10 protein-coding genes are annotated in these 13098 nt (G+C 70.7%); 3 read left to right on the top strand and 7 right to left on the bottom strand.

What is annotated here, in order from left to right:
* Nucleotides 1-150: 150 nt before the first annotated feature.
* Together PV734_RS27620 and PV734_RS27615 are read left to right on the top strand one after the other, a co-directional pair.
* On the top strand, nucleotides 151-1356 hold the full coding sequence (locus tag PV734_RS27620; RefSeq protein WP_319092591.1) for a TOMM precursor leader peptide-binding protein: 1206 nt from the start codon (nucleotides 151-153) through the stop codon (nucleotides 1354-1356).
* Nucleotides 1349-2713 carry an ABC1 kinase family protein gene (locus PV734_RS27615; protein WP_319292516.1) on the top strand — a complete coding sequence of 455 codons (1365 nt, stop codon included), beginning with the start codon at nucleotides 1349-1351 and terminating at the stop codon, nucleotides 2711-2713. The genes PV734_RS27620 and PV734_RS27615 overlap by 8 nt, the downstream gene beginning before the upstream one ends.
* A 200-nt stretch (nucleotides 2714-2913) precedes the next feature.
* Here the strand turns inward: PV734_RS27615 and PV734_RS27610 are convergent, their stop codons facing one another.
* The 4 genes from PV734_RS27610 to PV734_RS27595 form a co-directional block, all read right to left on the bottom strand.
* Nucleotides 2914-3237, bottom strand: coding sequence for a hypothetical protein (locus tag PV734_RS27610; RefSeq protein WP_319092095.1), 324 nt, complete (start codon nucleotides 3235-3237; stop codon nucleotides 2914-2916).
* Nucleotides 3234-3602, bottom strand: coding sequence for a WhiB family transcriptional regulator (locus tag PV734_RS27605; RefSeq protein ID WP_189147026.1), 369 nt, complete (start codon nucleotides 3600-3602; stop codon nucleotides 3234-3236). Before PV734_RS27605 ends, PV734_RS27610 begins: the two co-directional genes overlap by 4 nt.
* Nucleotides 3603-3775: 173 nt before the next feature.
* Nucleotides 3776-4099, bottom strand: coding sequence for a hypothetical protein (locus tag PV734_RS27600; RefSeq protein WP_319292514.1), 324 nt, complete (start codon nucleotides 4097-4099; stop codon nucleotides 3776-3778).
* 171 nt (nucleotides 4100-4270) lie between these two features.
* On the bottom strand, nucleotides 4271-6466 hold the full coding sequence (locus PV734_RS27595; protein ID WP_319092097.1) for an ATP-dependent DNA helicase UvrD2: 2196 nt from the start codon (nucleotides 6464-6466) through the stop codon (nucleotides 4271-4273).
* 181 nt (nucleotides 6467-6647) lie between these two features.
* On the opposite strand from PV734_RS27595, the gene PV734_RS27590 reads away from it, so the two are divergent.
* Nucleotides 6648-6905: a glutaredoxin domain-containing protein gene (locus PV734_RS27590; protein WP_006383423.1), complete on the top strand. Its 258-nt coding sequence runs from the start codon at nucleotides 6648-6650 to the stop codon at nucleotides 6903-6905.
* A 100-nt stretch (nucleotides 6906-7005) separates the two neighbouring features.
* Here the strand turns inward: PV734_RS27590 and nudC are convergent, their stop codons facing one another.
* The 3 genes from nudC to PV734_RS27575 all read right to left on the bottom strand — a co-directional run bounded on the left by nudC (nucleotide 7006) and on the right by PV734_RS27575 (nucleotide 13067).
* Nucleotides 7006-7953: an NAD(+) diphosphatase gene (nudC, locus tag PV734_RS27585; RefSeq protein WP_319092098.1), complete on the bottom strand. Its 948-nt coding sequence runs from the start codon at nucleotides 7951-7953 to the stop codon at nucleotides 7006-7008.
* 166 nt (nucleotides 7954-8119) lie between these two features.
* Nucleotides 8120-9529: a dipeptidase gene (locus PV734_RS27580; RefSeq protein ID WP_319292512.1), complete on the bottom strand. Its 1410-nt coding sequence runs from the start codon at nucleotides 9527-9529 to the stop codon at nucleotides 8120-8122.
* Between the two features lie 4 nt (nucleotides 9530-9533).
* Nucleotides 9534-13067 carry an ATP-dependent DNA helicase gene (locus PV734_RS27575; RefSeq protein WP_319292510.1) on the bottom strand — a complete coding sequence of 1178 codons (3534 nt, stop codon included), beginning with the start codon at nucleotides 13065-13067 and terminating at the stop codon, nucleotides 9534-9536.
* Nucleotides 13068-13098 lie beyond the last annotated feature (31 nt).

The following is a 13098-nucleotide window of genomic DNA, read 5'->3' as shown; positions in this document are numbered from 1 at the left end:
CAAACAAGGACTTACCACGGGGAATCTCTCTGGCTACGGGGGCCTGCCATGCGATCGACCACCACACCCGCGCCCGCATCGGACACAGCGGTCGCGCCGCCGACGACAACCCACTCGGGTGAGGTCCACCCGGGTGTCGCTCACCCGGTGATGAAGGGCGCGCTGCGCAGCGGCTGGCGAGATCTGAACACCGTGCAGTTCGGGATGACACCCGCCCACGCGATGACACTCGGCCCGATGGACACGGCGACGGGCAGTTTCCTGAGCCTGCTCGACGGCACGCGCGGACTCCCGCGCCTCCACGAGGAGGGGCACCGCATGGACCTGCCGGCCACCCATGTCGACGGCCTGGTGGAGCGGCTGAGCGAGGCCGGCCTCCTCGACGACGCGACAGGCGGTGGTCCGGACGTCGAGAAGCTGCGCGGGAAGGAGAAGGTCCTGGCGCGGCTGGGCCCCGATCTGGCCTCCCTCTCCTTGGTCGCACGGGCGCCGGGCGAAGCGATGGCCCGGCTGGCCGCTCGCAGGTCGCAGCGTGTACAGATCCGGGGCGCGGGCCGGGTGGGCGCGGTGATCGCCTCGCTGCTGGCGGGTGCGGGCGTGGGTCACGTCGATGTGCGTGACGGCGGCGTGGTCGAGCCGTGGGACGTCGCACCCGGTGGCCTGCCAGTCGATTCCGTCGGCGAACGCCGGGACGAGTCCGCGCGACGCGCTGCCCTGCGGGCGGCCCCGGACCGCCCGCCACGGCGTACGGCTGCTCAGTCGCCGCCGGACGGGAGCGACCCCGGTCTCTCCCTGGTGATCATCGCCCCACGCGACGATCTCGCCGTGCACGCGCCCGACCCTGCCGCCGCCGAGGAACTGGTGACCTCGGGCACACCACATCTGTACGCGGGTGTCGTGGAGGGAACCGGCATCGTCGGCCCCCTGGTTCTGCCGGGCGAGACAGCCTGCGTCGGCTGTCTGGAACGGTGGCGCGTCGACCGGGACCCCGTCTGGCCACGTCTGGTGGCGCAGTGGCGTTCGGCACGGCCGCGCCAGGTCAGGGCTTGTGACCTGGCTCTGGCGACGACGGTCGCGGGTCTGACCGCGAGCCACGCGCTCGCCTTCCTGGACGGGAGGACCCCGTCCACCGCCGGTGCCCGCTGGGAGGTCTCGGTACCCGGGCTCGACTGGCACGCCCGCCCGGTCTGGGCACATCCCGCATGCCCGTGCGGTGCGGAGGAGAAGAGTAAGGAGGAACACACTCCGGAGGACGGGGGGTCGCACGAGACAATGGCGGAGCAACGGCCGTCGACGGAGTTACGCCGTAAGGCACACACGGCGCGGCTGTCCGGAACCTGGAGGGCTCATGTCTGATCTTCCCCGGAAGGCGGTCACCCGTACCGCCAAGCTCGCCGCGCTCCCGCTCGGCATCGCCGGGCGGGCCACCTGGGGACTCGGGAAACGGATCGTCGGCGAGTCGGCGGACATCGTCGGCCGCGAACTGCAACAGCGCACGGCGGAGCAGCTGTTCAAGGTGCTTGGCGAGCTCAAGGGCGGGGCGATGAAGTTCGGGCAGGCACTGTCCGTCTTCGAGTCGGCACTGCCCGAGGAGGTCGCGGGCCCCTACCGCGCGGCGCTGACGAAGCTCCAGGAAGCGGCCCCTCCGATGCCGACCCGCACCGTGCACTCGGTGCTGGAGGCTCGGCTCGGCGCGGACTGGCAGGACCTGTTCCTGGAGTTCGAGGACAAACCGTCCGCCGCCGCCTCGATCGGGCAGGTCCACCGGGCGCTGTGGCACGACGGACGCGAGGTCGCGGTCAAGGTGCAGTATCCGGGTGCCGGCGAGGCACTGCTCTCGGACCTGACGCAGCTGAGCCGCTTCGCCCGCCTACTGGGACCCCTCATCCCCGGAATGGACATCAAGCCGCTCATCACCGAACTCCGGGACCGTGTCTCGGAAGAGCTCGACTACGGCCTGGAGGCTCAGGCCCAGCAGGCCCACGCGGCGGAGTTCACGGACGATCCGGACGTCGTGGTACCTGCCGTCGTCCACCAGTGCGAGCAGGTTCTGGTGACGGAGTGGATCGACGGCATACCGATGTCGGAGGTGATCACCAGCGGTACGCAGGAGCAGCGCGACCGCGCGGGCCAGTTGCTGGCCCGGTTCCTCTTCTCGGGTCCTGCCCGCACCGGCCTCCTGCACGCCGACCCCCACCCCGGCAACTTCCGCCTGCTGCCCGGCGGTCCGGCCGGCAAGGACGACTGGCGCCTGGGCGTGCTGGACTTCGGCACGGTCGACCGTCTCCCGGGCGGGCTGCCTTCGACGATCGGCCGCTCACTGCGCCTGACCCTGGACGGCGAGGCCGAGGCGGTCTACGAGGCTCTCTGCGCGGAAGGCTTCGTCAAGGACTCGATCGACCTGGACCCCGAGGCGGTACTCGACTACCTCTTGCCGATCATCGAACCGGCCGAGGCGGACGAGTTCACCTTCACCCGCGGCTGGATGCGCAGCCAGGCGGCCCGTATAGCCGATCCACGCTCCCCGGCGCATCAACTGGGCAAGCGCCTGAACCTGCCTCCCTCGTACCTCCTGATACACCGGGTGACCTTGAGCACCATCGGCGTCCTGTGCCAGCTGGGAGCGACGGTCCGCATGCGCGCGGAACTGGAGGAGTGGCTGCCGGGATTCCTGCCGGAGGCCGAGGAGCAGTCCACAGCCGCCGAGGCGTGAACCGACTTCACCACCGAGCCGAGTTCAGCTGGCCTCGATCGCCCTGAGTTTCTCCCGGAAGCACGGGGCGCAGTCGCGATCGCCGTGACCGGCGGCCGGGCTCTACAAGAAGGGCAACGGGCAACGCACCGCGGGGGCCGGTCCGTTCGGACCGGCCCCCGCGGGAAGCGACTGCTGTTACTGCCGAGTTGCCGTGATCGTTACTGCATGACCGCCATGGCGAGCGCGCGGCGGGCACGCAGCGACGCGCGCTCGGCTCGGCGCTGGAGCCGACGGGCGGTCACCACGCTGTGCGCGCGGCGTTCCCGCTCGGCCTCCTGAAGGCGGTCGTGCATATGCGCACGAGCCAGGGCTTCTGGGATGAGTTGCATCTCTCGGGTCCTGTTCTGGCGCGAGTCGTTCGCACCGGTGGTGGTGAAGTCTTCGGTCGCGGAGCCGACGGGCTCGCTGGTGGACGGCGTCATCGGGACCTGCTTCTCGGGGTCGTGCGTGAAGGGGCGATCGATCGTTCCTGCGATGTTCATGCTGTGACCGGGTTCTTGCGCGGACGGCCACGGGGCCGCTTGCGGGCCACAACAACACCCTGGACGAACAGTTCGCCGCCCCAGACGCCCCACGGCTCACGCCGCTCCTTGGCGCCGGCGAGGCAGGCCTCCATCAGCGGGCAGGTGCGGCAGAGCGACTTGGCGTACTCGACGTCGGCCGGCGACTCGGCGAAGAAGACCTCCGGGTCGTAGGAACGGCAGGGGACGGGTACGCCGAGGTTCTCGATGGCGTCGTCGAGCGCGGTGAGCGCAGTGAGCGGGATCAAGGTGCAGTCCTCCGTGAGGCCGGGCGGGGGGATCGTTTCGGAAGGCGGTACTGACGGGGCGTGCGCTTCGAGTTGCACGGGTTGTTTTCCTCGTCTGGTCGTTCCGGCCCTGTTGGGCCGGGTGCGGCTGGTACCGGCGGGTTTTCTCTTGTCCCGAGGCCCCTTCACTCCGTCGTCCCCGTTCGGGGAAAACAGAAGGGCCGCGGATCCCGGATGGGGTTCCGCGGCCCTGAAGGCGCCGGCCTGATCAATCAGGCTGGATCACTCCAGGGTTCTGGCCCACGGAAGGCCCACATCGTGTGGTGCTGCGTCGTCTGCTTGAGGGATCCGGCACCGGCCGCAAAGGCATAGGCCGGGGCCTGTGCCGCTACTGCTCCTGCTTCCAGTGCCTTACTCGGTCGCTCATTGCGCTCGCGGACAGGGAGAGTCGCGAGAGACACGGGGGACGCCGGCCGGACGGCACGAATGTCGGACAGACCGGTGCCCAGGTTCGAGACGCCGAGCATGCACAGGGAGACGGTCGAGAGATCGGTCATTTTGACCGCGCTGACAGAGCTGGTGTTGATGCTGATCACTGGACTCGCCTCCTCTCGGCGTCTTGGGGGACCAGTGCGAACCGGTCCAACGGATATACGACTATGAAGTACAGCACAGGGCCAGACCTTCTGAGAAGACTCTGTTCCCGTGGCTAAGAACCTATGGGGATTGCCGGGGCATGCGCAAACTATTTTTCCGACGAGTTTGAATCAGTCACCACCGCTCTCCCCCTCAACCACCTGACCTGCACAGATGGCCAGAACGTCGGCTCCGTACCGATTGAGCTTGCGCACTCCGACGCCGGGGATACGGGCCAGTTCCCCTTCTTCGTCCGGGACGGTCTCCGCGATCGCCATCAGGGTCCTGTCGGTGAAGACGCAGAACGCCGGCTGTCCGCTGCGCGCGGCCTGGACCGCTCGCCACTCTCGCAGGCGCTCGTAGAGGCCCTCGTCCATGTCGGAGGGGCACTCGTCGCAGCGCATCAGCTTCATCTCGCCCGGGTCGGTCAGTGTGCGCCCGCAGACGCGACAGCGGGCGGGGGTCCTCTGGGTTCGGCGCGGGGCGGCTCCGGGGCTGCCTCCGAAACCGCGCTCGATGCCGCCTGGACCCGCCGTGCCCGCCCGGACGGCGGTGGTGACGGAGCCGGGACGCAGTCCGTCGAGGAAGCGGCTGGGGCGGCGGTTCGGCCGGCCCCCGGGCGCGCGGGAGAGGCACCAGGAGACGTGGAGGCGTTCTCGCGCGCGGGTCACTCCGACATACAGGAGGCGACGTTCCTCCTCGATCTGTTCATCGGTCTTCGCGTAGCTGATCGGCATCATCCCCTCGGCGACTCCGACCAGGAAGACGGCGTCCCATTCCAGACCCTTGGCCGAGTGGAGGGAGGCCAGGGTGACGCCCTGCACGGTCGGGGCGTGCTGGGCGTTCGCCCGCTCGTCGAGTTCGGCGACAAGTTCGGCGAGCGTGGTGCCCGGTTTCGCGACGGTGACGTCCTGCGCGAGGTTCACCAGCGCGGCCAGCGACTCCCAGCGCTCCCGGACGGCTCCGGAGCCCGCGGGCGGCGTACTGGTCCAGCCCTCTCCCGACAGCACGGCACGCACCTGGGAGGGCAGGTCGACGACGTCGTCCAGGAGGGAGTCGTTGCCCCCGAAGCGGGCGGCGGCACGCAGCGCGCTGATGGCCTTGCGCACCTCGGGCCGGTCGAAGAACCTTTCGGCACCGCGCAGCTGGTAGGGGACTCCGGCGTCGGCGAGAGCCTGTTCGTAGGTCTCGGACTGGGCGTTCGTCCGGAACAGGATGGCGATCTCGCCGGCCGGCACACCGGAGGCGACAAGATCCCGGATGCGGCGGGCGGCTCCCTCGGCCTCGGCGGGTTCGTCGGCGTACTCGGTGAAGCCGGGTTCGGGTCCGGGGCCGCGCTGGGAGATCAGTTCCAGCCGGTGTTCCGCAGCGCGGCCTCGGGCCTGGGCGAGCAGGCCGTTGGCGAGGTGGACGACCTGCGGGGTGGAGCGGTAGTCGCGGACGAGCTTGACGACGGTGGCACCGGGGTGGCGGGCGCGGAAGTCGAGCAGATAGTCAGGAGTTGCTCCTGTGAACGAGTAGATCGTCTGGCTGGCGTCGCCGACCACGCACAGGTTGTCCCGCTCCCCGAGCCACAGCTCCAGCAGCCGCTGCTGGAGCGGGCTGACGTCCTGGTACTCGTCGACCACGAAGTGCTGGTACTGGGATCGGACCTGTTCGGCGATGTCGTGCCGATCCTGGAGGACGGCGACGGTGAGCAGCAGGACGTCCTCGAAGTCGATGAGGGAGCGATCCCGTTTGAGGTCCTCGTAGGCGGCGTAGAGCTGGGCGATCTCGGCGGGGTCGCGGGGTGCGACGCGACCGGACTTTGCGACTGCGGGCACATAGTCGGCGGGGACGGTCTGGGTGACCTTGGACCACTCGATCTCGGCGGTGACGTCCCTCAGTTCGCCCCGGTCGAGGCGGATGCGGCAGGCCGCGGCGGCGTCGGCGACGAGCTGGATCTTGCGGTCGACGAGGCGGGGCATGGAGCCGCCGACGGCCTTCGGCCAGAAGTACTGGAGTTGGCGCAGCGCCGCCGAGTGGAAGGTGCGCGCCTGGACTCCGCCGGCGCCGAGCTGGCGAAGTCGCCCGCGCATCTCACCGGCCGCGCGGTTGGTGAAGGTGACGGCGAGCACGCTGGAGGGCTGGAGGATTCCCGCGCGTACGCCGTAGGCGATGCGGTGGGTGATCGCCCGTGTCTTTCCCGTGCCGGCGCCTGCCAGCACGCACACCGGACCATGCAGAGCGGTGGCCACTTCGCGCTGCTCGGGATCGAGTCCGTCGAGCACCGCGTCGGCCGAGTCCGGAACCTGCGGGAAGAGGGTGGAGTGCGTTGCTGCTGTCACACAGCCATGCTGCCAGGTCGCCGGAGACAGGTGAGCCGGTTGTCCACAGGCACCCCCTCGCAGTCGTACTAATTGAGGCAGGCATCCCCTCAGACACTCCCCGCGGGAATGGCTGCCGGGTGCCGTACGTTCCCCCAAGAGCGAGCACCCGTCCCCCGAACTGCTGAGGAGAGCGAGAGACATGCCGGGCACTGTGACGATGTACAGCACCACGTGGTGCGGATACTGCCGTCGGCTGAAGAGCCAGATGGACCGCGAGGGCATCGCGTACAACGAGATCAACATCGAGCACGACCCGGACTCCGCAGCGTTCGTGGAGAAGGCGAACGGTGGCAACCAGACCGTTCCGACGGTGCTGGTGGTCCCCTCCAACGACGGCCCGGAGGTCGTGATGACGAACCCGAGCCTCGCGCAGGTGAAGCAGGCTCTCGGCGCCTGACCCGCGTGTCCCTGACCCCCGACCGGCCCGGCGGCCGTGTGCGGGGGTCTTCGCGTGTCCGGCCCGCGGGCGGGAGCGTCTCAGGTGCCGGCTCCAGGTGTCAGAGCGCGCTGCCCGGCTTCGGCAGCGGCTTGCCGTACCAGAGTTCGATCAGGCGGGCCGCGATCGAGATGCCGTACGGCGGGAGTACCTCGCCGGACTCGAAGCCCGCGCGCAGGTCCTCCCGGGAGAACCAGCGGGCCTCGTGGATCTCGTCGCCGTCGACCTCGATGTCGGTGGACACGGCCCGGGCCATGAAGCCGAGCATGAGACTGGACGGAAACGGCCAGGGCTGGCTGGCGACGTACTCGACCGGGCCGACCAGGATTCCGGCCTCCTCGAACACCTCACGGCGGACCGACTGTTCGATGGACTCGCCGGGCTCGACGAAACCGGCGAGCGTCGAGAAGCGGCCCTCGGGCCAGTGGACCTGGCGGCCGAGAAGGATGCGGTCCTCGTCGTCGGTCACGGCCATGATCACGGCGGGGTCCGTGCGCGGGTAGTGCTCGGCGCCGCAGGCCTGGCAGCGGCGGATGTGGCCGGCGGCGGCGATGACGGTGCGCTCGCCGCAGCGGGAGCAGAAGCGGTGCAGTCGCTGCCAGTTCTCCAGGGCGACGGCGTGCACCATCAGGCCCGCCTCCCGGGGCGAGAGGAGCAGACCGGCCTCGCGCAGGCCCGCGGGACGCGCGGACTGGTCCATACGACCGGGAAGCGCGTCCTTCTGGAGGGCGAAGTAGCTGGTGCCCTCGTCGTCATTGCCGAGGAAGTAGCGGTGCGCCTCGGTGAGGGGGGCCTCGAAGGAGGGGGTCATGACGAGTTCGGTACGCCCGTCGGGCGTCTCGTCGATGAGGACCTGGCCGCCGGAGACCACGAAGCAGCGGGTTGTCGGGTGGCTCCATGCCGCCGCGAGCCAGGCCTCGTCGAGCCGGTGGTGCGCGGACCGGTCGATGCCGCTGGGGGCGGTGAGCGAGATGGGACGGTCGGCGGTGCGGTCGGTCCAGGTGGTCACAGGTGCTTCCAACTCCCCCGGTGGAACGGATATTTCTGCGGGCGGTTCAGCGGGACGTGGGTGGGGACTGGTGGGGGGCGGCGGCTTTCGGCTGACTTCGAGTGGGTACGGGGCGGTGCTTCCGGTGTGCCCGGGGGCGGCTGCCGCTCCGGGCCGCCCGAGGTCGTCAGAACTCATCTCGTCGGCTCCCCGCCAGGTCGCCCCACAGGTAGGCGGTGGCCTCGACGCCTTTGAGGAGCAGGTCGATCTCCACCTTCTCGTTGGGGGCGTGCCAGCCGTCGGAGGGGACGGAGACACCCAGGAAGAGCACGGGGGCACCGAGGACGTCCTGGAGGTCCGCGGCCGGGCCGCTGCCGCCCTCACGCGTGAAGCGGACGGGCTTGTCGAAGGCGCGGCCCATGGCGCGGACGACGGACTGCAGCGCGGGATGGTCCAGCGGGGTGAGGCAGGGACGCGTGGCCGCCGCGAAGGTGATCTCGTACCGGATCCCGGGGGGAACGCGAGCCTCGGTCCAGTCGCGGACGATCTTCTCGATGTGGTCGGGGTCCTGTCCGGCGACAAGCCGGAAGGAGAGTTTCACCATGGCCGACGCCGGGACGATCGTCTTGCTGCCGGGGCCCTGGTAGCCGCCGCCGATGCCGTTGACCTCAGCGGTGGGGCGCGTCCAGACGCGCTCCAGGGTGGTGTGTCCGGCTTCGCCGTGGGCGGCGTACGACTTGGCGGTGCGCAGCCACTGCTCCTCGTCGAAGGGGAGTTCGGCGAGAAGTTCGCGCTCGCGGTCGGTGAGTGCGGTGACCCCGTCGTAGAAGCCGGGGATCGTCACCCGGGCGTGCTCGTCGTGCAGTGCGGCGACGAGGCGGGCGACGGCGGTCGCCGGGTTGGGCACGGCGCCGCCGAAGGAGCCGGAGTGGATGTCCTGGTCGGGTCCGTGGAACTGGATCTCGCACTCGGCGAGGCCGCGCATACCGGTGCACACCGTGGGGGTGTCCTCGGCCCACATGCCGGTGTCGGAGACGATCACCGCGTCGGCGGCGAGCCGGTCGACGTGTTCCTCGACGAGGGACCGGAAGTGGATGGACCCGGACTCCTCCTCGCCCTCGATGAGCATTTTCAGGTGGGCGGCGGGTGCGGTGCGGCCGGTGGTGGCGAGGTGGGCGCGGACGCCGAGTGTGTGGAAGAACACCTGGCCCTTGTCGTCGGCGGCCCCGCGCGCGTACAGACGGTTTCCCCGGACGACCGGTTCGAAGGGGTCGGTGTCCCAGCCGTCCTCACGGGCCGCGGGTTGTACGTCGTGATGTCCGTAGACGAGGACGGTGGGGGCGGCGGGGTCGTCGGCGGGCCACTCCGCGAAGACCGCCGGGGCGCCCGGTGTGGCCCAGACCTCGACGGTGGGGAAGCCTGTTTCCCGGAGTTTGGCGGCGAGCCAGTCGGCGCTGCGGCGTACATCGGCGGCGTGGTCGGGCTGGGCCGACACGGAGGGGATGCGCAGCCACTCGGCGAGGTCGTCGAGGAAGGCGGCGCGGTGCTGTTCGATGTACTGACGGACGGCGTTGTCCGGGGCCTGGCTCATGGTCATGAGCTTATCGGCCCGCGCTGACATCCTCGTCCGGTACTTCGAACACGGCGGGCTCCTCCAGGAGCAGCCGCTCCAGCGCGGCCCGGTCCGGGAGACTGTCAGGCCGGACGGTCTCGCCGCTGCGCACGTACAGGAAGGCGGCTTTGACGGCCGCCAGGGGCACGCCCTGCTGCTCGGCCCAGGCAAGCCGGTAGATGGCGAGCTGGAGGGGGTCCGCGGTGTGGGCCCGGTGGGTTTTCCAGTCGAGGATCTCGTACGTCGTCTCCTCACCGTCGCCTTCTTTGTAGACGGCGTCGATCCGCCCTCGGACGACGCGTCCTGCGATGTCGAGCTGGAAGGGGGCTTCGACCCGGTAGGGCGTGCGGTGCGCGTACACGGTGTGTTCGAAGGCGTCCTTGAGGGCTTCCAGGTCGCGTTCGTCGGCGATCTCGGCGTCGCTGCCGGGCAGTTCGTCGGGTTCCAGCATCGGGAGTCGAAGTTCCTCGAAGCGGGCCTCGACCCAGGCGTGGAAGCGGGTTCCGCGACGGGCCGCGGGCTGCGGTGGGCGTGGCATGGGGCGGGCGAGCTCCTGTGCGAGGGCGTCCGGGTCGGCGGCCAGGAGCATCAGCTGGGACGCGGTCAGCGTCGGTGGCAGAGGGACGTCGGTGACGGTCTGCCGAGCGCGCAGCAGCTCACCGGTGAGCGCGTCGAGGTCGCGGTCCCAGGAGGCGACGGAACGGGCCTCCTCCGGTGTGAGATCCGCCTCGGCGGGGTGTCTGCGGGCGTGGGGCACGCCGGCCGGGCGGTCGTGACCGTGTCCGGTGCGCTGCGCCCGCGCGCGGGGTGGGGTCTGTGCGGACGGCTCGGGACGGTCCGTGGTCCAGGCGTCCCAGTCGGCGTCGTCCTCCGCGGGGGAGGCGTCGTCGTGGTCCACGGGACCGTCGTCAAGGGGTTCGTCGTCCTCGTACGGAGGCTCGTCGTCCGGCGGCGGGGGCCAGTCCGGGTCTTCGTACGTGTCGGGGTCGTGCGTGGCCGCGGGGTGGCCGTCCTCGTGGGGGGCGATGGTCTCCAGGTGGGCGAGGACCGTCTCGGCGGCGGCCCGGCGGCGACGGAACGCGGTGTCATCCAATGGGAGGGGCCACAGCTGGTCGGCCGTGGTGGCGTGCAGGGCGGGATTCTCCTCGCCCTCCTCCGGTTCGGCAGCCCAGACCTCGATCTCGCCGTGTCCGGCCGTGCAGTGGTCTTGGAGGGCCCGCAGGAAGTCCGAGGGGCCGCGTGGCTTCTTCTGGGACGAGCCCCACCAGTGGCCGGAGCCGAGCAGCAAGGAGCGGGGACGGGTGAAGGTGACATAGCCGAGGCGGAGTTCCTCGGTGTGCTGGTGGTCCTTCATAGCTTCCTGGAAGGCCTTCATCCCCCGGGCGTCCCAGGCCTCGATATCGGGCAGTGTGTCGGTGTCGCCGCGCAGCTCGTGCGGCAGGACCTTCGCCTGTGAGGTCCATTTCTCGCGGCCCCGGTCGCTGGGGAAAGTGCCGGTGACCAGGCCGGGCACGGCCACGACGTCCCACTCCAGGCCCTTGGACTTGTGGGCGGTGAGCACCTTGACGGTGTTCTCGCCGCCGGGCAGGGCGTTGTCGAGGCCCTTCTCGTACTGCGCGGCCGTGCGCAGGAAGCCGAGGAAGGCGAGCAGGCCGGCCTCGCTCTCGTGGGCGGCGAACGAGGCGGCGATGTCCAGGAAGTTGGAGAGGGTCTCGCGGCGGCGGGCGGCCAGGGCGTGCGGGGACGCCGACAGCTCCACCTCAAGGCCGGTGACGGCGAGCACGCGGTGCAGTACGTCCATCAGCGGGTCGGCGAGTGAACGGCGCAGGTCGCGCAGTTCGGTGGCGAGCCTGGCGAAGCGCACGCGCGCGTCCGGAGAGAAGGGCAGCCCGTCGTCGTCGCCCGCTCCCCTCAGCGATGTCTCCAGAAAGGTGTCGAGGGCGTCCGCGAGCGATATCACCTCGGCGGGATCGACCCCCTCGACCGCCTCGGCGAGCCGACGGTCCCGGTCGTCGGCGTCGCCCACGCGCGCGTGGGACACGAGAAGGCGGGCCCGACGGCCCAGGAGGGCGAGGTCACGCGGGCCGATGCGCCAGCGCGGGCCGGTCAGCAGCCGCACCAGGGAGGCGTTGGCCCCCGGGTCCTGGAGGACCTCGCAGACGGACACCAGGTCGGCGACCTCGGGCAGGTGCAGCAGCCCGGAGAGCCCGACGACCTCGACGGGGACGTCCCGTGCGACGAGCGCGCCCTGGATCTCGGCGAAGTCGGTGGCGGTGCGGCACAGGACGGCGATCTCGCCGGGTGCCTTGCCGGTGCGTACGAGGTGGGCGATGGAGTCCGCGAGCCAGCCGATCTCCTCGGCGTGGGTGCGCAGCAGCGCGCAGCGCACCTGGCCGTCGCGCTCCGCGCCGGGTGCGGGGCGGAGCGCCTCCACGCCCGCGTGCATGGCGCGCAGGGGCTCCGCGAGGCCGTTGGCGAGGTCGAGGAGGCGGCCTCCGCTGCGGCGGTTCTCACTGAGCGACTGGCGGGCCGCCGAAGCGCCGTCGGCGTTGGCGAAGTGCTCGGGGAAGTCGTCGAGGTTGGCGACGGAGGCGCCGCGCCAGCCGTAGATCGCCTGGCAGGGGTCACCGACCGCGGTCACCGGATGGCCGGTGCCGCCGCCGAACAGGCCTGCCAGGAGGACGCGTTGCGCCACGGAGGTGTCCTGGTACTCGTCGAGGAGCACCACCCGGAACTCCTCGCGCAGAAGGCGGCCGACTTCGGGGACGCGGGCGAGCGCGGCGGAGAGGGCGATCTGGTCACCGAAGTCGAGGAGGTCACGCTCCCGCTTGGCGGCCCGGTAGCGGGTCACCAGTTCGGCGAGCTCGCGGCGGGCGGCGGCCGTCTCGGGGACCTTGCGCAGGTCCGCGTTGGTGAGTCTGGCGCCCTCCAGGGCGCGCAGCAGTTCGGCGTCGTACGCGCGCAGCTCCTCGGGGCGGACGAGGTGTTCGGCGAGTTCGGCGTCGAGGGTCAGAAGGTCGCTGACGAGGTCCGGGAAGGAGCGTGTGAGCGCGGGGTAGGGGCCGGGGGCTTCGCGCAGTACGCGTGCGGCGAGCTGGTAGCGGGTGGCGTCGGCGAGGAGACGGGCCGTCGGTTCGAGGCCGAGGCGCAGGCCGTGGTCCTTCAGGAGACGGCCCGCGAAGGCGTGATAGGTCGAGATGACCGGTTCGCCTGGCGGGTTGTCGGGGTCGATGACGTCCGGGTCGGTGACGCCCGCCCGGACGAGGGCCTTGCGGACGCGCTCGGCGAGTTCACCGGCCGCCTTGTTGGTGAAGGTGAGGCCGAGCACCTGTTCGGGGGCGACCTGGCCGGTGCCGACGAGCCAGACCACGCGTGCAGCCATCACCGTCGTCTTGCCCGACCCCGCTCCGGCCACGATCACCTGGGGGGCGGGCGGCGCGACGATGCAGGCCGTCTGCTCCGGGGTGAACGGGATACCGAGGAGCTCTTTGAGCTGCTCGGGGTCGCTGATGGTGGCTGGCACGTCAGAGAGGCTAACGGCGGACACTGACAGT

Source organism: Streptomyces sp. AK08-02 (assembly GCF_033795085.1).
Taxonomy (GTDB): Bacteria; Actinomycetota; Actinomycetes; order Streptomycetales; family Streptomycetaceae; genus Streptomyces; species Streptomyces echiniscabiei.
The sequence above is the reverse complement of the archived record's forward strand: the minus strand, read 5'-3'. Positions and strand labels throughout refer to the sequence as shown.